Consider the following 24614-nt stretch of genomic DNA (forward strand, 5'->3'; position numbering starts at 1 on the left):
GGGGTCGAGGCTTGCCTGGCCCTGTCCATGGTTTGACTTGCCCATTGAAGGAGATAACTGCGTGGCGTCTCAGCTGAAAATCTTGATCCTTTCGGGTCTGCTGTTATTCGCAGGCAGTTTCAATCTCCAGGCGGCCGATGTACCTGCATTGCCGATGGGCGCCGCGGTGCCGGCAGACGACAAGGCCGCTGAAAAGGCTGACCCCAAAGCCGATCCCAAGGCCGCTGACAAACCCGCCGCGAAAGCGGACGACAAGGCGGCTGACAAGAACAAGACCGATGCGAAACCGGCCGATGGCGCAGAGCCTGCGGTCGAGGCCCCCGAGTTGCTGATGCAGGGCGGGTTACTGGGTGCCATCAGTACCAGCATCGATGACGTCCAGGAAAAGCTCAATCTGGACGACAACCTGTTCGATGCCTGGCAGCTGCGTGCCGATCGTGCCGCCGACGAGCTTGAAAAGCTGGTCAACAAACGTACTACACGATCCCCATGGAGTGTCGCCGGGGATTTCCTTGCCCTGTCTTTTGTGTGGATCGCATCGTTTGCGGTTCTGACCACGCTGGGTCGTTTTCTGGCCGTACGCTTATGCCGCACACCGTTCATGCGGGTGCGCGCCCGCAGCCAGGCGCTGCTCAAATACGTGTTGCCGTTTACCCTGCCAGCCATCGTCTGCCTGCCGTTGACCCTTTACGTCAGCCACTTCATGCCTTCTTCGGTCGGGCGTGCGCTGGCGTTGTGTTTCGCTTACGCCACCAGCAGCGGCATCGTATCGACCTCGGTACTGCTCTGTGTGATCGTGATGTTCAACTTCGGCCACAAGCGTGCCGCCGTGCGAATGATTCGCCGCTACGCGCCAAGGCCGTTGTTCGTAGTCGGCTTTCTGGCGGCACTGAGCGATGCGTTGACCAGTCCGCAGATCGCCCGCCAACTGGGCAGTAACGTCACCACCAGTGTTGCGGTGTTTACCGGGCTGTTCGCCTCGGTGGTGTTCTGCATGCTGATCATCAAGGTGCGTCGCCCGGTAGCCCACCTGATCCGTAACCGCTCATTGAGCAGTCGCCTGCAACGGCCGGCCCTGCAACAGTCGTTGAAGATATTCTCCAGGCTGTGGCACCTGCCGATCCTGCTGATGATTCTGGTCTCGGCGATCAACCTCATTGGCGCCGGTGAGGACAGTCAGCAAGCGCTGCGTTGCGCGTTGTTCACTACCATTCTGCTGATTGCCACGGTGTTCCTCAGTACCGTGTTCCAGCATCTGTTCAAGCCGACCGAGACTCTGGGCCGCGGTGGGCATGTGTACAAGGCGCGTCTGTTGAGCCTGGTTTACGCGGTGTTGCGTATCGCGCTGGCCATCGGGTTCATCGAGATACTGGGGCGGATCTGGGGCTTCTCGATGTTCGAGTTTGCCCAACGCAATACCCTCGGCCGGGTGATCAGTGATTCGTTGAGCAGTATCGGTCTGATATTCGTCGTCACCTGGCTGTTGTGGGTAGTGCTCGACACCGCCATTCAGGAAGCCCTCAAACCGCCGGTCAATCATCGCAGCGGTCGTCAGCCGAGCACCCGGATCAAAACCATTCTGCCGCTGCTGCGCAATGCGGTAAAAATCATCCTGGTCGTGATCTGTGCGATCACCACCATGGCCAACCTGGGCATCAACGTGGCACCACTGCTGGCGGGTGCCGGGGTCGTCGGCCTGGCCATCGGTTTCGGTTCGCAGCAACTGGTGCAGGACGTGATCACCGGTCTGTTCATCATCATCGAGGACACCTTTTCGGTGGGCGACTGGGTGGTGCTCAGTACCGGGCATTCCGGGTCGGTGGAAAGCCTGACCATTCGTACCGTGCGCCTGCGTGACGGCAAGGGGTTTGTCCACTCGGTGCCGTTCGGGCAGATCAAGGCCGTCACCAACCAGTCGCGGCAATTCGCTTACGCATTCTTTTCGGTGCAGTTCACCTATGACTCGGACATCGACGACGCGCTGGCGCTGATCCGCGAAACCGGCCAGTCGATCAGCGAAGACATCCTGCTCAAGAGCAACCTGCAGGGTCCGCTGGAGGTCTTCGGCGTCGACCGCATGGACCTCAACGGCGTGGTGCTGACCGCGCAATTTCGTACTTCTTCCGGCGGCCAGTACGCAGTGGGGCGTGCGTTCAACGAGCGTCTCAAGCGGCTTGTGGACAAGAATCCGAACGTGCGTTTTGCGCAGACTTATCCACAGATGGTCATGGGGCCGGGCTTCAACAACCCGCAGGCTGGCGTCGAAGCTGAAGGGCCGCCCGCGCCCTCGGACCCTGCCATGGCGACACCTTCTGCGCCCGCGCCGGCGCCGCTCAGTCTGTCCAAGGGCAACAGCACGCCGGGCCCGGCGGCTCAGTAACTCAGCCGGCATCGTGACGCCGCAACGCCTTGTCGCGGCGTCATTAACCCGCCAGGCTGCGCAACTGTTGGGGGTTGGCAGGCAACGTGTTATGTTTGCAGGCGTTTTTCAATTGTTCGTTTGATTATCTGATACCGAGCCTGCTGACTCTATGCGAATGCGCCTTATGCTGTTGGGCGGCGGGAATGCCCTCGGGCAGGCGCTGATTCGTCTGGGTGCCGAGGAAGACATTGGCTTCCTCGCACCACGTCCACCGCAAGACGGCTGGGACGTGGCGAGCCTCACGCAACTGCTTGATGACACCCGCCCCGATGCCCTGATCAACCTTGCTTACTACTTCGACTGGTTTCAGGCGGAGACCGTGAGTGAAGCGCGCCTGACCCATCAGGAGCGCTCTGTCGAGCGTCTTGCCGAACTGTGTCAGCACCACAACATCACGCTGGTTCAGCCGTCCAGCTATCGTGTATTCGATGGTTCCCGCGCGACGGCCTACAGCGAAAAAGACGATCCGGTACCTCTGGGCCTGCGCGGTCAGGCCCTGTGGCGTATAGAGCAGAGCGTTCGAGCGACCTGCCCGCAACATGTACTGGTACGTTTCGGCTGGCTGCTGGATGACAGCACCGATGGCGTGCTGGGTCGCTTTCTGTCGCGTGCGAAAGACCCCGGAGAGCTGCTGCTCGCCGATGATCGTCGTGGCAACCCGACACCGGTCGATGATGCGGCGCGGGTGATCATTTCGGTCATCAAGCAACTCGACTGCGAAGCGCCGCTTTGGGGCACCTACCACTACGCCGGACACGAGGCGACCACGCCGCTGGCGCTGGGACAGGCAGTGCTCACCGAAGCGCGTCTGCTGCACGCGCTGGCCATCGAATCGCCCACTGCGCAGGCCCACGCCGCGCGTCCCGATGCAGCCGAAGAACCGCAGCACGCGGTATTGGCCTGCAAGAAAATTCTCCACACTTTCGGCATCAAGCCCCGCGCCTGGCGGGCCGGCCTGCCAAGCCTGCTGGATCGGTATTATCGACATGTCTGACGCTCCTGTTCTGATCACTGGAGGTGCGGGTTTCATTGGCTCGCACCTGACCGACGCATTGCTTGCCAGCGGGCATGCCGTGCGTATCCTCGACAACCTCTCGGCAGGCAAGCGCAGCAATTTGCCGCTCGATAACCCGCGGGTCGACCTGATCGAAGGGGATGTGGCCGATGCCGACCTGGTCAAGCGCGCGGCGCAGGGCTGCAAGGCCGTCGTGCACCTGGCGGCAGTGGCCTCGGTGCAGGCGTCGGTAGACGACCCGGTGCGCACGCACCAAAGCAACTTCATCGGCACCCTGAATGTCTGCGAGGCCATGCGCGAAGCGGGCATCAAACGCGTGATCTTCGCTTCCAGTGCGGCGGTATACGGCAACAACGGTGAGGGCGAAGCGATCACCGAGGACACCACCAAGGCACCGCTGACCCCTTACGCCTCGGACAAACTGGCCAGCGAGTATTACCTGGATTTCTACCGTCGCCAGCATGGTCTGGAACCGGTGATCTTTCGCTTCTTCAACATTTTCGGGCCACGCCAGGACCCATCGTCGCCGTACTCCGGCGTGATCAGCATCTTTGCCGAGCGCATCCGCAAAGGCCTGCCGATCAGCGTGTTTGGCGATGGCGAGCAGACGCGGGATTTCTACTATGTCGGGGATCTGCTCAAGCTGCTGCTGCAGGCCTTGTCACGGGAAGGCGCCATCGAAGGCGCAATCAACGTCGGCCTCAACAAGACCACGTCGCTCAACGAATTGCTGGCCGCGCTTTCGCAGGTCGTCGGCAAGCAGCCGGACGTCAGCTATCAGGCACCCCGCTCGGGCGACATCAAACACTCCCGTGCCAGCAACCAGCGCCTGCTGGAACACTTCACCATCGATGAGCCAACGCCACTGGTGCGCGGGCTTGAGTTGTTGATGGGGCAGTGAGCCTCGCATCGAATGTAACTGCCTATTCGCGAACAAGTTCGCTCCTACAAAAGCCTGTGAGCACCTGTAGGAGCGAACTTGTTCGCGAAGACGATGTTGCAGACACAGAATTGCATCGAATGTAATCGCCTTCGTGGACAAGCCCGCTCCTGAAAAAACGCGGCATGACTTCGTCATGGAGTTGGCACGAGATCATCAGGTCTACAAAACACAAAGGCACCCGATGAGGGTGCCTTTGTGTTTGCGGCGGCTGAGGCGTTCAGGTCAGAACTTGTAGCCCACGCCCACCATGTACACCCACGGGTCGATATCCACGTCGACCTTGGTCTTGCCGACGGCCAGGGCTGACGGGCCATCCACGGTTGCTTTGGTGTCGATATCGACGTACCAGACCGAGGCGTTGAGCAGCACGTTGTCGGTGATCATGTAGTCCATCCCCAACTGTGCGGCCAGGCCGACCGAGTCCTTGAGCTTGAGGTTGCTGAACCCCTGATCCTTGCGGTTGCCGGTCAGGTCGGTATCGAAGAAGGTGGTGTAGTTGATGCCCACGCCGGCATACGGCTGGAATTTCGATGACGGCTCCATCGGGTAGTACTGCAACGACAGCGTCGGCGGCAGTTGTTTGATATCGGCCAGCTTGCCATCCAGGCCAGGCCCGAGGCCTTTGACCGATACGGTGTGGCTGAACGGTGTGGCGGCCAGCAGCTCGATGCCGACGTGCTGGGTCAGCATGTAGGCGAAGGTCAGGCCCAGCTGGTTTTCGCCGTCGACAGTCGCTTTGGTGCCGGAAACCTTGGCACCGTCAAGGCGCACTTCGCCGCTGTCTTCGTTAGGCTGGACGTGTGCGACACCGGCGCGAACGATGAAGTCGCCAGGCTGGTAGGCGTGTGCCGCGATCGGGGCGGTGAGGGCAAGCGCGACAAGGGACGCGCGTAGCAGATGCTTGTGCATGGAGGCTCCAGAGATCAGTCAAAATTTATGGGCGTAATGTTAAAGCGCTGTCGAGCGGCGACTTTGACTCAGCTCAATGAAATCGCTGGGAACCTCGTGATCCTTATGAATCCGGCAACTCGTAGACAAGAATCTTGTCTGCCTGCATCTGATAACCCGCTTCTGCCAGTTCGCTGGAAGACGACTTGGCCTGCATCGGTCCTTCGATCCAGTACGGCTGATACAGCTCATCGACCTTCACACCCAGCTCGCTCGTGACATGCACGATCTGGTTCGCCGGTGGCGGCGGCACATGGATGCAGGCGCCGAAATACGGCACCAGCAAAAACTCCGTCACCCGCCCTTCCTCACTGACCTCGAGCGGCACGATGTAGCCCGGTAAACGCACCAGTTTGCCGTCCAGTGCCTTGACCACCGGCGCATGCGGCGCCAGTTGGTGGGCCGCAGGCGCTGCCTCCATGGCCAGTGCATCGGACAGCTTGGACATATCGTGGAGCGGAGCCGTTACCGGCTTCACCACAGGTGCATCGGGTGGAATCATGTCATTCCAGGTCAGCTCACGCGGCTCGGCTGCCCACACTTGAGTGGTCACCGAGAACAGCAGAGTGAGTAGCATGCGCCGCATCATGAAGGTCCTCATAAACGAATCGACAGTCCATCGGCCAGTGACTGCCTGTAGGCTCGCCAGGCTGGCACGGTTCCCATCAACAGCGCGCAACCGAGAATGGCACCGAGCAATGTCCATTCATATTGGCCAGGTGGCATAGACGACAGGTACAGACCGTAGTTGTCGAGCACGTAGTCGCGGGCCACGAAGATGCCGATATAGAGCAGCGCAAGGCCGCTGATGACACCCGCCAGCGCCAGGGCGAAGGCTTCGAGTATAAGCAGACTTGCGATATGCCAGGGGCGCGCGCCGACCGAGCGCAGGATGGCCATTTCCCGGCGCCGTTCATTGAGGCTGGTGAGGATCGCGGTCAGCATGCCGATCAGCCCGGTCAGTACCACGAACAGCGAAATCACGAACAGCGCCTTTTCAGCGGTGCCCATCAGGCTCCATAGCTCCTGCAGTGCCACGCCGGGCAAAATCGCCAGCATGGGCTCGCCACGGTATTCGTTGATCTCGCGTTGCAGGCTGAAGGTGGAAATCTTGCTGTTCAAGCCCAGCATGAAGGCAGTGATCGCAGTCGGCGTCAGGTCCATATTGCGCGCCTGATCGGCTGAAATGCGCTCGTTGCCGCGTGCCGGGGCGCCGTTGTGCCAATCGATATGAATGGCCTCCATGCCGCCCAGGCTGATATGCAGCGTGCGATCCACCGGCGTACCGGTCGGCTTGAGGATGCCGACCACGGTGAACGGCTTGTCGTCATGCTTGACCAGGCTGATCGCCGCTACACCGTGCGCCAGTACCAGCTTGTCGCCCAGCTTGTAATGCAGCGCCTTGGCGACCTCCGAACCCAGCACCACTTCAAAGGGATCGGTCTTGAACTCGCGTCCTTCGGCCATTTCCAGATGCTGTTGGCGGCCGAACTGATAATGCTCGAAATACGCTTCGCTGGTGCCCATCACCCGATAGCCACGATGGGAGTCGCCCAGCGAAACCGGGATCGCCCACTTGACCTGCTTGCTGTTGGCGAAGTGCTCGAAGCTGTCCCAGCGAATGTTGTTGGTGGCATTGCCGATGCGGAACACCGAGTACAACAACAGGTTGATCGAGCCGGAGCGCGCACCGACGATCAGGTCGGTGCCGCTGATGGTGCTGGCGAAGCTGGAGCGCGCTTCGGTGCGCACCCGCTCGACGGCCAGTAACAGGCAGACCGACAGCGCAATGGCGAAGGCAGTGAGAAACGCGGTGAAACGGCGGTTGGCCAGGCTGGCCATGGCCAGACGAAACAGATACATCTCAAATCTCCACGGCGACGGCGGCGCGATTCAGGTCGCTCAGCGACAGATTGCGATCAAACAGCGGTGCCAGGCTCTGGTCATGACTGACGAACAGCAGGCTGGCCCCGGCCTCGCGGCACTCGGCGAACAACAGGCGAATGAACGCTTCGCGGGAGTCCGCGTCCAGCGCCGACGTAGGCTCATCGGCAATCACCAGCTCCGGTTGACCGATCAGCGCCCGGGCGGCAGCGACCCGTTGTTGCTGGCCGATGGACAGCGAGTCGGCGCGGCGTGTCAGCATCGCCGGGTCTTTCAAACCCAAGTGGGCGAGCAGGGTAGTGGTCGCTTTCTCGACGCTGCCGTGGCGTTGCCTGGCACGCTCGGCACGCACGCTGGAAAAATGGCAGGGCAGTTCGATGTTTTCCCGCACCGACAAAAACGGCAGCAGGTTGAACTGCTGGAAGATGTAGCCAGTGTGATCGACGCGAAAGCGATCACGAGCGGCCGAAGAGAGGGCTGACAGTTCCTGGTTCAACAGGCGAATGCTGCCGCTGACCGGTTTTTGCACGCCGCCCAGCAGGCCCAGCAGCGTGGTTTTACCGCTGCCGCTGGGGCCTTTGAGAAACAGTGTTTCACCGCTTTGCAGTCGGAACTCGGGGATGTCCAGCAGTTGCGGATGGCCGGGCCAGTTGAAGCGCAGGTCCGACAGTTCGATCAGTGCTTGGGTCATGGGCTGACTCACGCTCGGTTGGAAATTAAAAGACCGGGCCAGGCCCGGTCGTTGTACCGCAGGGTGCGATCAGAATTTCAGCGTTGGGTTGGCTGCAATCACTTCTGCGCCCGACTGGCCGCCTGGCGAAATCAGTTGTACCTGAAGCTTCTTGGTGTCGGGAAAGGTTTTGAAGATTTGCGACAGGTCGAGCTTCTTCAGAATGGCCGGTGCGTCACAGACGAACTTGTAATGACCGTGGATTTCACTGTGCTCGTGATGATCGGCATCGCCAGCGGCGGCATGCTCGTCGTGATCGTCATCCTTGTCACCAAACAGCGGGCTTTCCAGCTTTACCGAAGTGGCCGAGCAATTGGCGGCATCGGCAATGCTGAACAGTGCGTTGGGCTTGAGCAGCAACTCACGGGCCTTGGCGACTTTGGCCTTGTCTTCATCCGAGGTCGCAACGTGTTCGAAACCGACGATGTTCATGGCCGGGCTGTCGAATTCGAATTCCAGCGTCTTGCCTTCCAGCACCACATCCAGACGTCCGACGCCATGCTCGTGCGCACCCAGGCTGCCATGTTCATCGCCATGATCGTGGTCGTGTTCTTCCGCAGCGTGCGCAGCAACGAGTGGTAACAGGGCGAAAGGCAGGGCGAGTAGCAGACGGCGCATAGCGGGCTCCAGAACAATAATCGAGAAAAACTGTTATGTGATCTTATAACAAGTGGCGGTCTGCGTGGACGTGTTTTTATCCAGGCGCCGGGTGACCGGACTTTAGCAAAGCGCTATTGACGGCCTTATCGGGAATACCCGGTCCAGTGCTTATGCCTAAGTAGTCTCACACTTCACGTCATCAAGTCCTACTCTGGAAGATGAAAATCGCGACACCTGCGCCGGATGCGCCGGTAAGGTTTTCATCGCCAGCCGGGACCTGCGCTCGACCTGGACCGAGTGCGACATCAGGGAAGATACTCATGAACAAGCTCCATTCGAACCGAGAAGTCCTGCGTGCTGTGTACAAGGATATGACACGCATCACCGAATTTGCCGACGCTGACATCGTGCTGCACAAGGCGGATCAAGGCGCTGGCGGTGGTTTGTCCATAGCCGTTGGCAAGGAGGCCGTGCTTGCCCACGAGATCAATCTGATCAGACGCACGCATCAGACCCTGTACATGGATGTCCACGACATCGTTGCCAACGATCACTTCGGCTCGGTGTTGGGAGAGATGCGCGCCAGTTGCGGTGGCCGGAAAATCATCATGCCGTTTTGCGGCCTGTGGCGGTTCCGCGATGGACGAATCATCGAGCACTGGGAAAACGTCTACGACGTGCGTGCGCTTGGCAATTTCATGAACGGTAAGGAACCGGTCCTCAACCAGTGGCGTTACGGTTGATCATGGGAATGCGCGCCAGCCTGTGGGAGCATGTACGCCTGACTGTCAGCAGGTGCACATCATGTTGCGTATTCGTGGAACCGTAGGCCAGTGGCCGGTGGATTTGACCCTTGAACTGGACGAAGGGGACTGGGCGCAACTGGGCGCGCAGCTCAAGGCGGCCGCTCCGGAGGTGTCCGCCGCCGTGGCCGATAGCAAGCCGCTCAACCAGGACGACAGGCTCTGGCAGGTCGCTCAGGAATTGCTGCACAAGGCCGGGCAGATGAGTGGACCGGATCTGTTGGGGCAACTGGAAGGGCTGGCGGGCAGCACCGCCGCGGGCAAGCATCTGCTGGTGCGCCTGCGCCACTCGGCGAACGTGAAAGTCGAGAGCGGCGGAGATGCGCCGCTGTACAGTTGGGTCGGGGCGACCTGACCTGACGGGGCTCAGCTATAACAGGCACCCGTGCGGTGCCTGGTAGGTTGCGCCTCAGTACAGCGCGGCAAACAGCTTGCGACGGTACGCCGTGACCAGTGGATGCTCATTGCCCAGCAGGTCGAATACCTGCAGCAACGTCTTGTGCGGCAGGCCCTCGGCGTAGTTGCGATTGCGGATGAACAGCTTGAGCAGGCCCTCGAGCGCGGCTTCGTACTGTTGGCGCGACAACTGCTGAATCGCCAGTTGCAGTGCTGCTTCATCGTCCTGAGGGTTTTGCGCCAGACGGCTTTTCAGTTCGGCAGCGTCCGGCAGGGTCGCGGCTTGCGCGAGGAACGTCAGCTGGGCCTTGGCGCCCGCCAGTTCAGCCTTGTGCGCATCACCGGTGACAGCATCGAGTACCGCCTTGGCCTCGCTCAATTCGCCCCGTTCGGCCAGGCAGCGCGCATACAGAATCAGCGCCGCGCCATTGGTGTTGTCTTCACCCAGCAGTACCTTGAGCTGTGCTTCGGCCTCGGCGAAACGACTTTCCGCAAACAGCGCCTGTGCCTGCTTGAGCGGATCGGCGGCCGGAGGTGGCGGCATGACCACATGTTGTTCGAGGATCTTGCGGATTTCCGACTCGGGCTGGGCACCGGCAAAGCCATCTACCGGCTGGCCGTCCTTGAACAGCACTACAGTCGGCAGACTGCGAATGCCGAAGCGCGCCACGATGTCCTGCTCGATGTCGCAATTGACCTTGGCCAGCAGCAGCTCGCCTTGATAGCTCTCGGTGATTTGCTGCAGCAGAGGCATCAAGACCTTGCAGGGCGCACACCACTCGGCCCAGAAGTCCACCAGCACCGGCTGGTCGAAGGACTTGTCGATCACCAGTTGATCGAAGTTCGCAGTGGTTGCATCGAAGATGTAAGCAGTTTCCTGGCTCATTGCACGTCTCGAAGAATCTGAATGCTGCCAACTATAAAGCCCGCAGGGCAATGCTGAAAGCGGTGTCATTCATGGGGCTGGGAACTGACTCTCGTGCGAATGCTCGGCGTTGGCATGCAGTTCGTGACGCTCTGCGTCGCAATTCTGCGCCGCTGCGCACGCTCAAGGTCGGACGCAGAGCGTCCAGAAATGCATTCCCACGCTGGAGCGTGCGGAACGATAAAGCGTGAGTCAGCACGCTCACCGCGCCGCGTGATAGAGGCTCACGTCGCGAAACTCGTGCGGCTCGGCCAGGTCCGGCAGGGTGTGCGCATGCAGCATCGTCAGACGCTGGTAGGCAGCGTGCTTGAAGTCGCGCACGCGGGAATCCGCTACCAGTGCCTCGCGGCCTCGGGAAAGAAACTGATCCAGCAGCGGCAGGTTGGCGCGGTCGTAGAGCACGTCGGCGACCAGAATCAGATCGAAGCGGTCCGCCTCGGCAAAGAAATCCGTCGAGTAGCTCAATGGCACCTGATTGAGTTCGGCATTGGCCCGGCATGCTGCGAGCGCCAGTGGGTCGAGATCGCAGGTCACCACTTCGAGCGCCCCGGCCCTGAGCGCGGCAATGCCCGCCACACCCGAACCCGCACCGAAATCCAGTACCCGCTTGCCGGCCACCCAGTGCGGGTTTTCAGCCAGAAAGCGCGCCAGTGCCAGGCCGCTCGCCCAGCAGAAGCTCCAGTACGGTGGATCTTCCAGAATGCGCCGGGTTTCATCCGGGCTGAAAGCGCGGTCCATGTTGGCCTCGTCGATCAGCCACAGCTTCAGATCGGTCCCCGGCAGCGCAGTGACGGCCAGCCGGGCGTCGCCAAGCAGTTCGCTCAGCGCGTGTTGCAGATGTTGCGGAGCAATCATGGCGCCTTGACGAACTGCAACTGCCCCAGGGCCTGAGTCGCCGGCTGATCGATACGCATCGACGGCAGGTGCAGAATCAACTGCCCGGATTTGCTGGCGCGGCCGCGCAACTCGACACGTCCGCCGACCGGAAAGGCTTCCGGGTTGAAACGCAGCTGGAACGGCAATGATTGACCGTTGCCCTTGAGCAGCGTGTTGGTCAGCAGCTTCTGCGGACGTCCGCGCTCGTCGATGACCAGCATCGCCAGCTCGACCTCGGCGCCGGCCGGCACGCCCAGCAATTGGCCGCTGAGTTCACGTTGGTACGGTTGCAGTGGCCCCGGCCCGGCGGGCAGCTTGATCGAATGTGCGACCGGTGGCGGCGCAGCGGGTTTCGGCGCGTCATTGCTGCTGCACGCGGCCAGCAAGCCGATGAAGCAGAGTAGAAAAGCGGGGCGTAACGTCATCAAGAGCTCCACAAGGCAAAATTCGAAAGGCTGGGTGACGCCAAGCGTGCAGTATTACCGAGCCCGGACAATTTCACACCGCTTTAATGCGCGTCTATATACCGTAAACCCTCAGCCTTGTCTTGCCGGCAGGATGCGCTAACATGGCGCTCCTCATTCTTTTGTTGCCAGCCACCATGCACTGTCCCTTCTGCGGTGCCAATGACACCAAAGTCATCGACTCCCGCCTCGTCGCCGAAGGCGAGCAAGTACGCCGCCGACGCGAGTGCCTGGCCTGCGGCGAGCGCTTCACCACGTTCGAAACTGCCGAACTGGTCTTGCCGCGTCTGATCAAACAGGACGGCAGTCGCCAGCCTTTCGATGAAGAAAAACTGCGCGCCGGTATGCAGCGCGCGCTGGAAAAGCGTCCGGTGAGTGTCGAACGCCTGGAAGCGGCCCTGGTTCACATCAAACACAAGTTGCGCGCGACCGGCGAACGCGAAGTCAAATCGCTGGTGGTGGGTGAGCTGGTCATGACCGAGCTGCAGAAGCTCGACGAAGTGGCCTACATCCGCTTCGCTTCCGTGTACCGCCGCTTTCAGGACCTCAACGAATTCCGTGAAGAAATCGACCGTCTGGCCCGCGAGCCGGGCAAGGAATAAATGCATTGCTGACTGAACAGGCGGCTCTCGACGTTCATTACATGGCGCGAGCAATCGAGCTGGCGCGCAAGGGGCTGTACTCCACACATCCCAACCCGCGAGTCGGCTGCGTGATCGTGCGTGAAGGCCGCATCGTTGGCGAAGGCTGGCATGCGCGAGCGGGTGAGCCACATGCCGAAGTGCACGCCTTGCGCCAGGCCGGCGAGCTGGCCAGAGGCGCGACCGCCTACGTCACCCTCGAACCATGCAGTCACCAGGGGCGCACACCGCCCTGTGCCGATGCGCTGATCGAAGCCGGGCTGACGCGGGTTGTCGCGGCGATGCAGGACCCCAATCCCGACGTCTCCGGCCGTGGCCTGTTGCGCCTCATGAACGCCGGCATCGGCGTTCAATGTGGCGTGCTGGAAAGCGAATCGCGAGCGCTGAACAAAGGCTTTCTCAAGCGCATGGAGACCGGCCTGCCGTACGTGCGGGTCAAAATGGCCATGAGCCTGGATGGCCGCACGGCGATGGCCAGCGGTGAAAGCCAGTGGATCACCGGTCCCGAGGCACGCTCTGCCGTGCAGCGCCTGCGCGCCCAGTCGAGTGTGGTGCTCAGCGGTGCCGATACGGTTCTGGCCGACAAGGCGCGTCTCACCGTACGCCCCGATGAACTTGGGCTCGATGCCGAACTGACCGCGCTGGCCGCTGCGCGCGCGCCGTTGCGCGTGTTGATCGACGGCCGTTTGCGTGTGCCGCTCGATGCACCTTTCTTTCAGGCAGGCAGTGCGCTGGTCGTGACCTGCGCCGCTGCGTCGGCACGAGGTCGCTACCAGGAAGAGGGCCATGAAATGCTGGCTCTGGCCGACAGCGCCGGTCATGTGGACTTGCGCAGGTTGATGGGCGAGCTCGCCGCGCGGGGTGTCAATGAAGTACTGGTCGAGGCCGGTCCGCGACTGGCGGGGGCTTTTGCGCGTCTCGGCCTGGTCGACGAGTTTCAGCTCTTCATTGCCGGCAAGTTTCTCGGCTCATCGGCCCGTCCGCTGCTCGATCTGCCACTGGCGCAGATGAGCGAGGCGCTGGAACTGAACATTGTGGAAATGCGTGCTGTCGGTAATGACTGGCGAGTCATCGCTCTCCCTGTGCGCACACCCGGCGTATAATTCCCGGCTTTCGCCTTGCGCGCAGCCCTTGTTCTCCCGGAGGACCCATGTTTACCGGCATTATCGAATCCATTGGCAGCATCCGCGCCCTGACTCCCAAAGGCGGCGACGTCCGCGTTTATGTGGAAACCGGCAAGCTTGACCTGACCGACGTCAAACTCGGCGACAGCATTGCCGTCAATGGCGTATGCCTGACCGCCGTCGAATTGCCCGGCGATGGCTTCTGGGCTGACGTCAGCCGGGAAACCCTGACCGTCACCGCCTTTGTCGACCTGAAGAGCGGCAGCCGGGTCAACCTGGAAAAGGCCCTGACCCCGACCACGCGCCTGGGTGGTCATCTTGTCAGCGGCCATGTCGACGGCGTCGGCGAAATCGTCGCCCGTGCAGATAACGCCCGCGCCATTCAGTTCACGGTGCGTGCGCCACGTGAACTGGCCAAATACATCGCCCATAAAGGCTCGATCACGGTCGACGGCACCAGCCTGACCGTCAACTCGGTCAACGGCGCGGAGTTCGAACTGACCATCGTGCCTCATACCTGGAGCGAAACGATCATGGCCGACTACCAGCCCGGCCGTAAGGTCAACCTGGAAGTCGACCTGCTGGCACGTTATCTGGAGCGCCTGCTGCTGGGCGACAAGGCGGCAGAGCCGGGCCACGGCACGATCACTGAAAGCTTCCTGGCCGAGAACGGCTACCTCAAATCCTGAATTGATTGAAGGGGGTGCCGCGTGGCGCTCAACAGTATCGAAGAACTGGTCGAAGACATTCGCCAGGGCAAGATGGTCATCCTCATGGATGACGAAGACCGCGAAAACGAAGGCGACCTGATCATGGCCGCCGAATGCGTGAAGTCCGAGCACATCAACTTCATGGCGCGTTTCGCCCGTGGTCTGATCTGCATGCCGATGACCCGCGAGCGCTGCGAAACCCTCAAGTTGCCGCTGATGGCAGCGCGTAACGGTTCGGGTTTCGGCACCAAGTTCACCGTTTCAATCGAAGCCGCCGAAGGTGTGACCACCGGCATCTCGGCAGCCGACCGCGCACGCACTGTGCAGGCTGCCGCTGCCAAGGACGCCAAGGCCGAAGACATCGTCAGCCCGGGGCATATCTTCCCGCTCATGGCTCAGGCGGGTGGCACCCTGGCGCGCGCCGGTCATACCGAAGCGGCCTGCGACCTGGCGCGCATGGCCGGTTTCGAGCCGACGGGCCTGATCTGCGAAGTCATGAACGACGACGGCACAATGTCGCGTCGCGCCGAACTCGAAGCATTTGCCCTGCAACATGACATCAAGATCGGCACCATCGCCGACCTGATTCACTATCGGATGATCCATGAACGTACCGTTCAGCGGATTGCCGAGCAGCCGATGGACAGCGAACTGGGCAGTTTCAACCTGGTGACCTACCGCGACTCGGTCGAGGGCGACGTGCATCTGGCGCTGACCCTGGGCACCATCTGCGCCGAAGAACCCACGCTGGTTCGCGTGCACAACATGGACCCGCTGCGTGACCTGTTGATGGTCAGCCAGCCCGGCCGCTGGAGCCTGCGCGCCGCGATGCGCGCGGTTAACGAGGCGGGCAGCGGGGTGGTGCTGCTGCTCGGTCACCCGCTGGATGGCGATGTTTTGCTGGCTCATATCCGCGAAACCGCCGGTCAGCAACCGATCAAGACGCCGACCACCTACAGCACGGTCGGTGCCGGTTCGCAGATCCTTCGTGACCTCGGCGTGCGCAAAATGCGCCTGATGAGTTCGCCGATGAAGTTCAATGCGATATCCGGTTTCGATCTGGAAGTTGTAGAATACGTGCCCTCCGAATAAATACCGGCAGATCGGGGCTTGTGAAAGATGGTTTTTTCGCAGGGTTCGGCCTGACAGTCATGATTCGTGGCCTAATATCCCTCAAAGTCCGCCCCAAGGCGGGCTTGCTCTTTAATACGAGACTCACCGAATGACCTTGAAGACCATCGAAGGTACCTTCATCGCCCCCCAGGGCCGCTATGCCTTGGTAGTTGGCCGTTTCAACAGCTTCGTCGTGGAAAGCCTGGTTAGCGGTGCCGTTGATGCGCTGGTACGCCATGGCGTGAGCGAAAGCGACATCACCATCATCCGCGCGCCGGGTGCGTTCGAGATTCCACTGGTTGTGCAGAAAGTTGCCCAACGCAGCGAGTTCGCGGCCATCGTCGCACTGGGTGCAGTGATCCGTGGCGGAACTCCGCACTTCGAATACGTGGCAGGCGAGTGCGTCAAGGGCTTGTCCCAAGTGTCCATGGAATTCGGCGTGCCGGTTGCTTTCGGCGTATTGACCGTCGACTCCATCGAACAGGCCATCGAGCGCTCCGGCACCAAGGCCGGCAACAAGGGCGCTGAAGCCGCTCTGTCCGCCATCGAAATGGTCAGTCTGCTGTCGCAGCTGGAGGCCAAGTGATTTCCGACGATACCGACCAGTTCAACCCGCGCGACGCCAAATCGCCGGAAGCCGCCAAGGGCAAGAGCGCCAAGCGTCGTGAAGCACGGCAGATGGCAACCCAGGCCCTGTATCAGTGGCACATGGCTGGCCATTCGTTGAACGAGATCGAAGCGCAGTTCCGTGTCGACAACGATTTCAGCAACGTTGACGGCACCTACTTCCGTGAGCTGCTGCACGGCGTGGCAACCAACAAGACCGAGATCGACACCGCACTCTCGCCTTGCCTTGACTTGACCATTGAAGAGCTCGACCCGGTTGAACTGGCCGTACTGCGGCTGTCTACCTTCGAACTGCTCAAGCGCATCGACGTGCCTTATCGCGTGGTGATCAACGAAGGCATCGAGCTGGCGAAAGTCTACGGCTCCACTGACGGCCACAAGTTCGTCAATGGCGTGCTGGACAAGCTGGCGCCGCGCCTGCGTGAAGTCGAAGTGAAGGCCCACAAGCGCTGATTCGCGCCTGACCTTCATGGGAGAGTTCGAGCTGATCCGCAATTACTTCGCCGCCGCGCCCTGTGCGCAGGCGGGCGGGGAAGTTGCCCTGGGGATCGGCGACGACTGCGCGTTGCTGGCGTTAGCGCCCGGCGAGCAGTTGGCGGTCTCGACCGACACCCTGGTTGCCGGGGTACATTTTCCTGACGTCTGCGACCCCTTTCTGCTTGGCCAGCGTGCCCTGGCGGTGTCTGCCAGTGACCTGGCGGCCATGGGCGCCCGACCTGTTGCGTTCACCCTTGCCCTGACCCTGCCGCAGGTCGATGCCGACTGGCTGCAGACCTTCGCTCGCGGCCTGAACCAGATGGCGCAAGGCTGTTCGCTGCGTCTGATCGGTGGTGATACCACACGCGGTCCCTTGAGCCTGACACTGACCGTGTTCGGCGCTGTGCCGGCCGGATCAGCCCTGACCCGCGCGGGTGCCCATGCGGGTGATCTGCTGTGTGTCGGCGGCACATTGGGGGATGGCGCAGGTGCATTGCCGCTGGTATTGAAGCAGCGCAGCGCCGAGGCCTCGATCACCGAAGCATTGCTGGCCCGCTACTGGTCGCCCCAACCCCAGCTGGCTTTGGGGCAGGCGTTGCGCGACAGGGCGACGTCGGCGCTGGACATCTCCGATGGGCTGCTGGCCGACTGCGGGCACATCGCCCGCGCGTCGGGTGTTCGTCTGGTGGTCGAGCGTAACCGGCTGCCGATGTCCGAGCCGTTGCTGACCTTGTTCGATCTGTCCTCTGCCCGACAGGCTGCGCTCAGCGGCGGCGACGATTACATCCTGGCCTTCACGCTGCCCTCCGAACACCTGCCGGGTTTGCTGAAAGAAGGCTGGCCGGTGCATGTCATTGGCCGGGTAGAGCAGGGGCACGGTGTCGTTCTTGTCGACGACGCAGGGCAAGACGTCACGCCCGACACGCGTGGTTACCAGCATTTTGGCGGTGAGCAGTGAGTGGGTGAGCGCTTCTATCTATCGAACTTTATGATCTAAATGCCCGAGAATTCACCCTGAGCGTCGGCAAGAACCTGCTGTTACAATGCAAATCTTGCGAATTTCCAGTCTTCATACTGATCAGGAGCACACGGTGCCCGTCGTCTTTGTCGCCGCTTCCAAACTGCCCACTCCCTTTGCAGAGTTTGCCATGCACGGCTTTATCGAGTCGGCAACCGGCCGTGAACACGTCGTCCTGAGTCTGGGCGATGTGGCGGACGGTGAGCCGGTTCTGGGTCGCGTACATTCCGAATGCCTGACGGGCGACGCCCTGTTCAGTCAGCGTTGCGATTGCGGTTCTCAACTGGAGGCTGCCCTGCGCGCCATTGCCACCGAAGGGCGTGGCGTGCTGCTGTACTTGCGCCAGGAAGGGCGCGGTATCGGTCTGATGAACAAGATCCGGGCCTATGAGCTGCAGGACGGCGGTGCCGACACGGTTGAAGCCAACGAGCGTCTGGGCTTTGCTGCCGATCAGCGCGACTATGCCATCTGCCTGCCGATGCTTCAGCATCTGGGCGTGCAGTCGTTGCGGCTGATGACCAACAACCCGCGCAAGGTCAAAGCCCTGACCGACATGGGTATCAGGGTCGCCGAGCGCGTGCCTCTGCACACCGGGCAAAATCCGCACAATCGTCTTTATCTGGCGACCAAGGCGGGCAAGCTGGGGCACATGATGGGCAACGAGCACCAAAGCGAGGTCGGCCCCGCGTGACACGCAGCGAGGTTCGTCAAAAGCTGGAGATGCAATGGTGGCGTCAACTGGGTCTGACCCTGGCGCCATTGCTGGTGGTCTGTGTATTTTTTGGTGCCAGCGAACCGCTCATTCCGGTGCTGGCGATCCCGCTGTTCATCGCCGGGATAGGCTCGATGTTCGTCAGCCTCAAACCGTTCGGCGCCTACAAGCGTGCGTTGGCGGTTACCCAGGCTGCACTCGATACACCGGAGGAGCCGGCAGCCTGGCTCAAACTCGCCGCCATCCGCCGCCTGGCCTTCCTGGCCGCCGGATTGCCTGCCTGGATCGCTGCCATCGCGGTTCTGTTCGGTCTGCATCCCTTGCCGGTCTGCCTGCTGGCGTTTGCCAGCGCAGTGCTGCTCTACCTGTACCGCATCCCCGCGCCTTCGCGCTGATCATCCCCGGCTGAAGCGAACACGATCAGCGCGAAACCCGATCAGGCTGCCAACAGCCACACACCGGCTGCTGCAGAGGCCGCACCGGCGATACGCACCAGCGGTGCTGCCGCCTGAGGCAATATGCGAACCACTGCATAACCCAGCGCATGCAAGGCCGCAGTCGCTGCAACGAAACCTGCTGCGTACGCCCATGGGCTGGACATTTCCGGCAGTTCAAGGCCGTGCGCCACGCCGTGGAACAGAGCAAACACTGCCGTTGCTGCGACCGCCAAGGCCAGCGGTGGACGCACTGCCAATGCCACGGCCAGGCCCAGAGCCAGCACCGATGCTGCAATGCCGCTTTCCAGCGCCGGCAGATTGAGACCTTCAAAGCCCAGCACGCCGCCGATCAGCATGGTGCCGACGAAGGTGCACGGCAGCGCCCAGCGTGCCGAGCCTTGTTGCTGCGCAGCCCACAAGCCGACGGCAAGCATGGCCAGCAAATGATCCAGCCCACCGATCGGGTGGCTGATACCAGCGATCAGGCCGTTATCGCCATGACCGGGGTGAGCCAGCGCCAGAGTCGGGACCAGCAACAGCGCGAGGGCGCCAAGGGCTTTTTTGTAGTTCATCGACGGGTTCCTTTTGGTTGTGAATTCAGGCGGCTGCAGTCAGCAGGCCCTGGCGCTCAATGAAGGCAATGATCTGTTCCAGACCCTGACCGGTTTTCTGATTGCTGAACACGAACGGCTTTTCGCCGCGCATCCTGCGCGTGTCGCTGTCCATCATTTCCAGTGATGCGCCCACCAGGGGGGCGAGGTCGATCTTGTTGATCACCAGCAGGTCGGACTTGCAGATGCCCGGACCGCCCTTGCGCGGCAGCTTGTCGCCGGCCGACACGTCGATCACGTAGATGGTCAGGTCGGAAAGCTCCGGGCTGAAAGTCGCGGAAAGGTTATCGCCACCAGATTCGACGATGATCAGGTCCAGTCCTTCGAAGCGGCGATTGAGTTGGTCGACCGCTTCCAGGTTGATCGAGGCGTCCTCGCGAATGGCGGTATGCGGGCAGCCGCCGGTTTCAACGCCGATGATGCGCTCAGGTGCCAGCGCCTCATTACGCACCAGAAAGTCAGCGTCTTCGCGGGTATAGATATCGTTGGTCACAACGGCCAGGTTATAGCGGTCGCGCAATGCCAGGCACAGCGCCAGGGTCAGCGCCGTCTTGCCGGATCCGACCGGTCCACCGATTCCGACACGCAGAGGTTGGCTGTTCATTGAGTTCTCCATAAGGGCTGATCAGGACCGGAATAACCGGCTGTATTGACGTTCGTGCGCCATGCTCGCCAGGGACAGGCCGAAGGCTGCGCTGCCGGCATGGCAGGGATCTTGTGCGCTGGCACTGACCTGCGCCTGCTGCAATAACGGCAACAGTTCGCTGGTCAGGCGCTGGGCGGCTTGCTGGCCCAGCGGCAGGGTTTTCATCAGCACGGCCAGCTGGTTTTCAAGCCAGCTCCATAGCCATGCGGCCAGCGCGTCCTGCGGGCTGATCTGCCAGGCGCGTGCGGCCAGCGCCCAGCCAAGGGCCAAGTGCGGCTCGCCAGTCTGCTGCAGAAAATGGCGCGCATCACGATCCAGTTCAGGCAGGCCATTGAGCAACTGCTGCAGCGAGTACCCCATCTGCCGGCTTTCCAGATGCAACTCGCGGGTCTCGCGGCTGGCGCGATGCTGTTCGCTGACCTGCAGCAGCTGGCCCCAGTCACCGGCTGCTGCCGCCTCGCAATGAGCCAGCAGCAGGGGAGCCTCGAAGCGCGCGAGATTGAGCAACAGTTGATCGCCGATCCAGCGGCCCGCGCTCTGCGGGTCCACCACAATGGATTGCTCCACTGCCATTTCCAGCCCTTGCGAATAGCTGTAACCACCGATAGGCAACTGCGGGCTGGCCAGGCGCAACAGCGCCCAGGCGCTGTTCACTTGCGTACGCCGAACTGGTGCATGCGCGGCGGATAGTTGAAATCCTCCTCGCCTGCGCGCGAGTGATGATGCCCGCCGCCGTAGGCACCATGTTCCGGCTGGAAAGGCGCTTCGATGGTTTCGACAGTGGCGCCCAATTGGTCGAGCATCGCCTTGAGCACGTAATCGTCGAGCAGGCGCAGCCAGCCGTCTCCGACTTGCAGAGCCACGTGACGGTTGCCGAGGTGATAGGCCGCGCGGGTCAGTTCGAAGGTGCTGCTGCACGTGACATGCATGAGTTTTTCCGGACGGGCACAGACACGTACGACACGGCCGTCCTGAGCCTGAAGAAACTCGCCATCGCGCAGCGGCGACTGGCCACGCTGCAGAAACAGACCGACGTCTTCGTTTTCCGCACTGAAGCAACGCAGACGACTTTTACTGCGTGCCTCGAAATTCAAATGCAGCTCGGCGGCCCATTCGGCCTGGGGTTCGATTCGATCGTGAATCACCAGCATCAGATAGCTTCCAGCCAATTGCGATGCTTCAAATCAGAGCAAGGGGCTTGCCAACAGTGCAGTTTGTAGGGAAATGGCTGACAGAGGCGGCGATACGCGTATCAGCAAGTGTCTCGGCGCTCTATTCAGGTGCGTAATTGACTGGGCGCTTCATGTTGGTGCGATGCTGTTGTTGATAGGGGAAGTTAATAGCGAGACGGTTTGTGTGTCTGGGAGAAACAGAGCGAGCTGACGTTCAATCGTGACTGCCCAGGCCCCGCCAGTGACGTGCGCCGATGAAGATAAAGCGCAGTTGCTGGGTGATCTTCGCCTGAGGTGTCAGGTGCGGGGCGAGTGAGGCGGGGGGCGGGTCGATCAGTTCCGGCAGCATCGCAAACACGCTTTTCACCACTAGGTCAGCGATGATCGACAGTGCATCGGCATTCAGGTGCTGCCATTTGGGCATCTTTGCCAAGTCGGCCGTGAGGTCGGCGCTGATGCCTTCGCGCAGCGCGCCGAGTGCCTGACGAACCTTTAAGGAGCCGCCGTATTGTTCGCGCGCCAGAAACAGGAACTGCGACCGATTGGCCGCCACGCGTTCGAGGAATATCTTCACCGACGCACGAATCAGCCCGCCCATGGCAAATTCGTTGTGGCGCACCAGCCGGATAGTCTCGCGAAAGGTCTGGCCGACCTCGCTGACCAGCGCCAGCCCCAACTGGTCCATGTCTTCAAAGTGCCGGTAGAAGCCGGTCGGTACGATGCCTGCCGTGCGCGCCACTTCCCGCAGGCTCAGGCTGCCGAAGCCGCGCCCGCTCTCCATCAGCTGATGGGCAGCATCGAGCAGGGCTCTTCGGGTCTGTTGTTTCTGTTCGGCGCGGGGCAGCATGGCTCAAACGATTCTTGGATTAGGCTGGGTTGCACTTTAGCAAATGCGCTTTACCTGCGTCGAAAGGGTTTTCAGTCGGGCTTCTTGCCGGAATAGAACATGAGTGCTGGCCTTCGACGCATTTTCGTATTCAAATCAAACCCTCGGCGCGTTTGTCAGTCGAACATTCATGTCGTATTCAGCGCGCCAGGGTCGGGGCGCTGTTTTCTGGAGAGTGACGCATGACGCGCAGCCGCAAGATTTTCGCCTGGACAGGTGCCACGTTGTTGGTGGTGCTGGCCATATTGGTCATTGTGATTGTCACTTTCGACTGGAATCGCATCAAACCCACCCTCAATGAGAAAGTCAGCGAAGCGCTGCATCGCCCGTTCGCCATCAATGGTGACCTGGATGTGCGCTGGACGCGCGAGCCCGAACTCGGTGGCTGGCGTGCCTGGGTGCCTTCGCCGCACTTTGTCGCCGATGACCTGAGCCTGGGTAATCCCGAGTGGTCGAAGACCCCGCAGATGGTGACCCTCAAGCATGTCGAATTTCGTCTCTCGCTGCTGCCGCTGCTGGCTCAGCAAGTGGTTATCCCGCGTATCGATCTGACCGGCCCCGAGGCCCGTCTGGAGCGTCTGGCCGATGGTCGCGCCAACTGGGTGTTCGATCTGCCCAAGTCCGATCCGAATGCCGAGCCCTCCAAATGGGTGATGGACATCGGCGCGATCAAGTTCGACAAGGGACTGGTGAGCTTCAATGACCAGAGACTCAACGCCAATCTGGACGTAGTGATCGACCTGCTCGGCAAGCCGATTCCGTTCAGTGAAATCGCCGGCAGCAAGGAAGCGAAAAAGGCCCAGGACAAGGGCGCAGTGCCGCAGGACTATGCATTCGGTCTGGCGGTCACCGGCCAGTACCACGGTCAGAAGCTGAGCGGCACCGGCAAGGTCGGCGGTCTGCTCGCGCTCAAGGATTCCAGTCAACCGTTTCCGGTACAGGCTGACGTGAAGGTCGGTGACACCCATGCGGTGATCGCCGGGACCCTGACCGATCCACAGAACCTGGGCGCGCTGGATCTGCGCCTCAAGCTTTCCGGCGCAAGCCTGAGCAATCTCTACCCGCTCACTGGCGTGACATTGCCGGATTCTCCGGCTTACTCAACCGATGGCCGTCTGATCGCCAAACTGCATGATCCGGCCGGCGCCAACTTTCGTTACGAAGGCTTCAACGGCAAGATCGGCAACAGCGATATCCATGGCGATCTGGGCTTCGTCGCCAGTCAGCCCCGGCCCAAGCTGAGTGGCGTGCTGGTCTCTAACCAGTTGCTGTTCAGTGACCTCGCGCCGCTGATCGGTGCGGACTCCAATGCCGCACAGAAAAAGCGCGGTGGCGAGAGCAAGCAGCCTTCGGGCAAGGTCCTGCCTGTAGAAGAATTTCAGACTGATCGCTGGCGGGCGATGGATGCCGATGTGGAGTTCACTGGCAAGCGCATTGTGCAGAGCCCGGATCTGCCGTTCACCGACCTCTACACCCATCTGGTTCTCGACGATGGTCAGTTGAGCCTCGAGCCGCTGCGTTTTGGGGTGGCAGGCGGCAAGCTGGACGCGGACATTCGCCTGAACGGGCAAAACAAACCGATGCAGGGCAGGGCCAAGCTGTCGGCGCGTAATTTCAAGCTCAAGCAGCTGTTCCCGACCTTCGAACCGATGAAAACCAGCTTCGGTGAGCTGAATGGCGATGCCGACATCAGCGGGCGCGGCAACTCGGTTGCAGCCTTGCTGGGGACTGCCAACGGCGAAATGAAGATGCTGGTGAACGACGGTGCGATCAGTCGTGGCCTGATGGAAATTGCCGGGCTCAACGTGGGCAACTACGTGGTCGGCAAACTGTTCGGCGACAAGGACGTGAAGATCAATTGCGCAGCCTCTAACTTTGGCATCAAGGACGGGCTGGCGACCAGCAGGCTGTTTGTCTTCGATACCGAGAACGCCATCATCTATATCAACGGCACCGCGAACCTGAAGACCGAGCAACTGGACCTGCAGATCAACCCTGAATCCAAAGGCTTCCGCGTGTTCTCGCTGCGTTCGCCGCTGTACGTCAACGGTCCGTTCGCCAAGCCCAACGCAGGCGTACAGTCCGGCCCGCTGTTGCTGCGCGGAGCCGGCATGGTGTTGCTGGGTGCAACCGTAGGTCCAGTTGCCGGTTTGCTCGCGCTGGTCGCCACTGGCGACAGCGAGCCGAATCAGTGTGGTCCGCTGCTGGAGCAGATGCGCACCGGCAAGGCGCCCAAAACGGTGAAGTGATGCTCAATCTCTCATGCCAGCGCTCCGCGTTGGCATGCGTTTTGTGACGCTCGCGTCACATGTGTGCGCCCCGGCGCAGACGTCGGGCGGACGTAGAGCGTGCAGAAAATGCATTCCCACGCTGGAGCGTGCGGAACGATGTTCACACGTCAGGCCTGAGAAAATATCCCCCACAAAAAAGCCAG

29 protein-coding genes are annotated in these 24614 nt (G+C 61.2%); 15 read left to right on the plus strand and 14 right to left on the minus strand.

The window, feature by feature from the left end; all coding sequences use genetic code 11:
- Nucleotides 1–61: 61 nt before the first annotated feature.
- The 3 genes from JOE33_RS17200 (at nt 62) to JOE33_RS17210 (ending at nt 4338) form a co-directional block, all read left to right on the plus strand.
- Complete coding sequence (locus JOE33_RS17200) at nt 62–2380, plus strand: mechanosensitive ion channel domain-containing protein (RefSeq protein WP_010438295.1); 2319 nt, start codon at nt 62–64, stop codon at nt 2378–2380.
- 151 nt (nt 2381–2531) lie between these two features.
- Nucleotides 2532–3416 carry a sugar nucleotide-binding protein gene (locus JOE33_RS17205; protein WP_074594987.1) on the plus strand — a complete coding sequence of 295 codons (885 nt, stop codon included), beginning with the start codon at nt 2532–2534 and terminating at the stop codon, nt 3414–3416.
- Nucleotides 3409–4338, plus strand: coding sequence for an NAD-dependent epimerase/dehydratase family protein (locus JOE33_RS17210; RefSeq protein ID WP_122694736.1), 930 nt, complete (start codon nt 3409–3411; stop codon nt 4336–4338). Before JOE33_RS17205 ends, JOE33_RS17210 begins: the two co-directional genes overlap by 8 nt.
- 264 nt (nt 4339–4602) lie before the next feature.
- Here the strand turns inward: JOE33_RS17210 and JOE33_RS17215 are convergent, their stop codons facing one another.
- The 6 genes from JOE33_RS17215 to JOE33_RS26005 all read right to left on the minus strand — a co-directional run bounded on the left by JOE33_RS17215 (nt 4603) and on the right by JOE33_RS26005 (nt 8864).
- Entirely contained in the window at nt 4603–5289 is a 687-nt protein-coding gene (locus JOE33_RS17215; RefSeq protein ID WP_187624886.1) for an OmpW family outer membrane protein, read from the minus strand.
- A gap of 103 nt (nt 5290–5392) precedes the next feature.
- Entirely contained in the window at nt 5393–5917 is a 525-nt protein-coding gene (locus JOE33_RS17220) for a DUF3299 domain-containing protein (RefSeq protein WP_004412093.1), read from the minus strand.
- Nucleotides 5918–5925: 8 nt separating this feature from the next.
- Nucleotides 5926–7191: an ABC transporter permease gene (locus tag JOE33_RS17225; RefSeq protein ID WP_003368946.1), complete on the minus strand. Its 1266-nt coding sequence runs from the start codon at nt 7189–7191 to the stop codon at nt 5926–5928.
- Between the two features lies 1 nt (nt 7192).
- Nucleotides 7193–7903 carry an ABC transporter ATP-binding protein gene (locus JOE33_RS17230; RefSeq protein WP_010438312.1) on the minus strand — a complete coding sequence of 237 codons (711 nt, stop codon included), beginning with the start codon at nt 7901–7903 and terminating at the stop codon, nt 7193–7195.
- 69 nt (nt 7904–7972) lie between these two features.
- Complete coding sequence (locus tag JOE33_RS17235; RefSeq protein ID WP_010438315.1) at nt 7973–8560, minus strand: DUF2796 domain-containing protein; 588 nt, start codon at nt 8558–8560, stop codon at nt 7973–7975.
- 181 nt (nt 8561–8741) lie between these two features.
- Nucleotides 8742–8864, minus strand: coding sequence for a hypothetical protein (locus JOE33_RS26005; protein WP_274603130.1), 123 nt, complete (start codon nt 8862–8864; stop codon nt 8742–8744).
- On the opposite strand from JOE33_RS26005, the gene JOE33_RS17240 reads away from it, so the two are divergent.
- Together JOE33_RS17240 and JOE33_RS17245 are read left to right on the plus strand one after the other, a co-directional pair.
- Nucleotides 8863–9285: a nuclear transport factor 2 family protein gene (locus tag JOE33_RS17240; RefSeq protein WP_032615659.1), complete on the plus strand. Its 423-nt coding sequence runs from the start codon at nt 8863–8865 to the stop codon at nt 9283–9285. The two genes, JOE33_RS26005 and JOE33_RS17240, sit on opposite strands and share 2 nt — an antisense overlap.
- Before the next feature lie 61 nt (nt 9286–9346).
- Nucleotides 9347–9700 carry a hypothetical protein gene (locus JOE33_RS17245; RefSeq protein WP_010438322.1) on the plus strand — a complete coding sequence of 118 codons (354 nt, stop codon included), beginning with the start codon at nt 9347–9349 and terminating at the stop codon, nt 9698–9700.
- 54 nt (nt 9701–9754) lie between these two features.
- Here the strand turns inward: JOE33_RS17245 and trxA are convergent, their stop codons facing one another.
- The 3 genes from trxA to JOE33_RS17260 all read right to left on the minus strand — a co-directional run bounded on the left by trxA (nt 9755) and on the right by JOE33_RS17260 (nt 11967).
- Nucleotides 9755–10627, minus strand: a complete 873-nt coding sequence (gene trxA, locus JOE33_RS17250; protein ID WP_032615657.1) for a thioredoxin — start codon at nt 10625–10627, stop codon at nt 9755–9757.
- A gap of 240 nt (nt 10628–10867) precedes the next feature.
- Nucleotides 10868–11521, minus strand: a complete 654-nt coding sequence (locus tag JOE33_RS17255; RefSeq protein WP_187624887.1) for a 50S ribosomal protein L11 methyltransferase — start codon at nt 11519–11521, stop codon at nt 10868–10870.
- Nucleotides 11518–11967: a hypothetical protein gene (locus JOE33_RS17260; protein ID WP_187624888.1), complete on the minus strand. Its 450-nt coding sequence runs from the start codon at nt 11965–11967 to the stop codon at nt 11518–11520. The genes JOE33_RS17255 and JOE33_RS17260 overlap by 4 nt, the downstream gene beginning before the upstream one ends.
- A 176-nt stretch (nt 11968–12143) precedes the next feature.
- On the opposite strand from JOE33_RS17260, the gene nrdR reads away from it, so the two are divergent.
- From nrdR to JOE33_RS17305, 9 genes are all read left to right on the plus strand, one after another.
- Nucleotides 12144–12608, plus strand: coding sequence for a transcriptional regulator NrdR (gene nrdR, locus JOE33_RS17265; protein WP_003317051.1), 465 nt, complete (start codon nt 12144–12146; stop codon nt 12606–12608).
- A 41-nt stretch (nt 12609–12649) separates the two neighbouring features.
- The gene (ribD, locus tag JOE33_RS17270; protein ID WP_163023568.1) at nt 12650–13750 is read left to right on the plus strand and encodes a bifunctional diaminohydroxyphosphoribosylaminopyrimidine deaminase/5-amino-6-(5-phosphoribosylamino)uracil reductase RibD; all 1101 of its coding nucleotides are present in this window, start codon (nt 12650–12652) and stop codon (nt 13748–13750) included.
- Nucleotides 13751–13797: 47 nt separating this feature from the next.
- Nucleotides 13798–14460 carry a riboflavin synthase gene (locus tag JOE33_RS17275; protein ID WP_003317049.1) on the plus strand — a complete coding sequence of 221 codons (663 nt, stop codon included), beginning with the start codon at nt 13798–13800 and terminating at the stop codon, nt 14458–14460.
- A gap of 21 nt (nt 14461–14481) precedes the next feature.
- Nucleotides 14482–15573, plus strand: a complete 1092-nt coding sequence (gene ribBA / locus JOE33_RS17280; RefSeq protein WP_010438336.1) for a bifunctional 3,4-dihydroxy-2-butanone-4-phosphate synthase/GTP cyclohydrolase II — start codon at nt 14482–14484, stop codon at nt 15571–15573.
- Between the two features lie 130 nt (nt 15574–15703).
- Nucleotides 15704–16180, plus strand: coding sequence for a 6,7-dimethyl-8-ribityllumazine synthase (gene ribE, locus JOE33_RS17285; protein WP_002555427.1), 477 nt, complete (start codon nt 15704–15706; stop codon nt 16178–16180).
- Nucleotides 16177–16674, plus strand: a complete 498-nt coding sequence (gene nusB / locus JOE33_RS17290; RefSeq protein ID WP_003419525.1) for a transcription antitermination factor NusB — start codon at nt 16177–16179, stop codon at nt 16672–16674. Before ribE ends, nusB begins: the two co-directional genes overlap by 4 nt.
- A 16-nt stretch (nt 16675–16690) precedes the next feature.
- Entirely contained in the window at nt 16691–17656 is a 966-nt protein-coding gene (gene thiL, locus JOE33_RS17295) for a thiamine-phosphate kinase (protein ID WP_010438346.1), read from the plus strand.
- Nucleotides 17657–17789: 133 nt separating this feature from the next.
- Complete coding sequence (ribA, locus tag JOE33_RS17300) at nt 17790–18407, plus strand: GTP cyclohydrolase II (protein WP_003368920.1); 618 nt, start codon at nt 17790–17792, stop codon at nt 18405–18407.
- A complete protein-coding gene (locus JOE33_RS17305) occupies nt 18404–18823 on the plus strand; it encodes a hypothetical protein (RefSeq protein WP_003419519.1) in 420 nt (139 codons plus the stop codon). The genes ribA and JOE33_RS17305 overlap by 4 nt, the downstream gene beginning before the upstream one ends.
- A gap of 41 nt (nt 18824–18864) precedes the next feature.
- Here JOE33_RS17305 and JOE33_RS17310 read toward each other — a convergent pair whose 3' ends face one another.
- The 5 genes from JOE33_RS17310 to JOE33_RS17330 all read right to left on the minus strand — a co-directional run bounded on the left by JOE33_RS17310 (nt 18865) and on the right by JOE33_RS17330 (nt 22141).
- On the minus strand, nt 18865–19437 hold the full coding sequence (locus tag JOE33_RS17310; RefSeq protein ID WP_010438353.1) for a HupE/UreJ family protein: 573 nt from the start codon (nt 19435–19437) through the stop codon (nt 18865–18867).
- A 25-nt stretch (nt 19438–19462) separates the two neighbouring features.
- Complete coding sequence (gene ureG, locus JOE33_RS17315) at nt 19463–20080, minus strand: urease accessory protein UreG (RefSeq protein ID WP_003368915.1); 618 nt, start codon at nt 20078–20080, stop codon at nt 19463–19465.
- Nucleotides 20081–20101: 21 nt separating this feature from the next.
- Complete coding sequence (locus JOE33_RS17320; protein WP_010438356.1) at nt 20102–20776, minus strand: urease accessory protein UreF; 675 nt, start codon at nt 20774–20776, stop codon at nt 20102–20104.
- Complete coding sequence (gene ureE / locus JOE33_RS17325; protein ID WP_003431764.1) at nt 20773–21273, minus strand: urease accessory protein UreE; 501 nt, start codon at nt 21271–21273, stop codon at nt 20773–20775. The genes JOE33_RS17320 and ureE overlap by 4 nt, the downstream gene beginning before the upstream one ends.
- A gap of 235 nt (nt 21274–21508) precedes the next feature.
- A complete protein-coding gene (locus tag JOE33_RS17330; RefSeq protein ID WP_002555418.1) occupies nt 21509–22141 on the minus strand; it encodes a TetR family transcriptional regulator in 633 nt (210 codons plus the stop codon).
- Between the two features lie 221 nt (nt 22142–22362).
- Here JOE33_RS17330 and JOE33_RS17335 point away from each other — a divergent pair, with 221 nt between their 5' ends.
- Nucleotides 22363–24429, plus strand: coding sequence for an AsmA family protein (locus JOE33_RS17335; RefSeq protein WP_209924102.1), 2067 nt, complete (start codon nt 22363–22365; stop codon nt 24427–24429).
- Nucleotides 24430–24614 lie beyond the last annotated feature (185 nt).

Origin of the sequence: Pseudomonas sp. PvP027, assembly GCF_017833005.1 — a bacterium.
GTDB lineage: Bacteria > Pseudomonadota > Gammaproteobacteria > Pseudomonadales > Pseudomonadaceae > Aquipseudomonas > Aquipseudomonas congelans.

Coding starts and splice junctions, on each gene's coding strand:
- JOE33_RS17205 (WP_074594987.1), top strand. CDS start 2,532: ATGCGAATGCGCCTTATGCTGTTGGGCGGCGGGAATGCCCTCGGGCAG.
- JOE33_RS17210 (WP_122694736.1), top strand. CDS start 3,409: ATGTCTGACGCTCCTGTTCTGATCACTGGAGGTGCGGGTTTCATTGGC.
- JOE33_RS17215 (WP_187624886.1), bottom strand. CDS start 5,289: ATGCACAAGCATCTGCTACGCGCGTCCCTTGTCGCGCTTGCCCTCACC.
- JOE33_RS17220 (WP_004412093.1), bottom strand. CDS start 5,917: ATGATGCGGCGCATGCTACTCACTCTGCTGTTCTCGGTGACCACTCAA.
- JOE33_RS17225 (WP_003368946.1), bottom strand. CDS start 7,191: ATGTATCTGTTTCGTCTGGCCATGGCCAGCCTGGCCAACCGCCGTTTC.
- JOE33_RS17230 (WP_010438312.1), bottom strand. CDS start 7,903: ATGACCCAAGCACTGATCGAACTGTCGGACCTGCGCTTCAACTGGCCC.
- JOE33_RS17235 (WP_010438315.1), bottom strand. CDS start 8,560: ATGCGCCGTCTGCTACTCGCCCTGCCTTTCGCCCTGTTACCACTCGTT.
- JOE33_RS17240 (WP_032615659.1), top strand. CDS start 8,863: ATGAACAAGCTCCATTCGAACCGAGAAGTCCTGCGTGCTGTGTACAAG.
- JOE33_RS26005 (WP_274603130.1), bottom strand. CDS start 8,864: ATGAGTATCTTCCCTGATGTCGCACTCGGTCCAGGTCGAGCGCAGGTC.
- JOE33_RS17245 (WP_010438322.1), top strand. CDS start 9,347: ATGTTGCGTATTCGTGGAACCGTAGGCCAGTGGCCGGTGGATTTGACC.
- trxA (WP_032615657.1), bottom strand. CDS start 10,627: ATGAGCCAGGAAACTGCTTACATCTTCGATGCAACCACTGCGAACTTC.
- JOE33_RS17255 (WP_187624887.1), bottom strand. CDS start 11,521: ATGATTGCTCCGCAACATCTGCAACACGCGCTGAGCGAACTGCTTGGC.
- JOE33_RS17260 (WP_187624888.1), bottom strand. CDS start 11,967: ATGACGTTACGCCCCGCTTTTCTACTCTGCTTCATCGGCTTGCTGGCC.
- nrdR (WP_003317051.1), top strand. CDS start 12,144: ATGCACTGTCCCTTCTGCGGTGCCAATGACACCAAAGTCATCGACTCC.
- ribD (WP_163023568.1), top strand. CDS start 12,650: ATGGCGCGAGCAATCGAGCTGGCGCGCAAGGGGCTGTACTCCACACAT.
- JOE33_RS17275 (WP_003317049.1), top strand. CDS start 13,798: ATGTTTACCGGCATTATCGAATCCATTGGCAGCATCCGCGCCCTGACT.
- ribE (WP_002555427.1), top strand. CDS start 15,704: ATGACCTTGAAGACCATCGAAGGTACCTTCATCGCCCCCCAGGGCCGC.
- thiL (WP_010438346.1), top strand. CDS start 16,691: ATGGGAGAGTTCGAGCTGATCCGCAATTACTTCGCCGCCGCGCCCTGT.
- JOE33_RS17310 (WP_010438353.1), bottom strand. CDS start 19,437: ATGAACTACAAAAAAGCCCTTGGCGCCCTCGCGCTGTTGCTGGTCCCG.
- ureG (WP_003368915.1), bottom strand. CDS start 20,080: ATGAACAGCCAACCTCTGCGTGTCGGAATCGGTGGACCGGTCGGATCC.
- ureE (WP_003431764.1), bottom strand. CDS start 21,273: ATGCTGGTGATTCACGATCGAATCGAACCCCAGGCCGAATGGGCCGCC.
- JOE33_RS17330 (WP_002555418.1), bottom strand. CDS start 22,141: ATGCTGCCCCGCGCCGAACAGAAACAACAGACCCGAAGAGCCCTGCTC.
- JOE33_RS17335 (WP_209924102.1), top strand. CDS start 22,363: ATGACGCGCAGCCGCAAGATTTTCGCCTGGACAGGTGCCACGTTGTTG.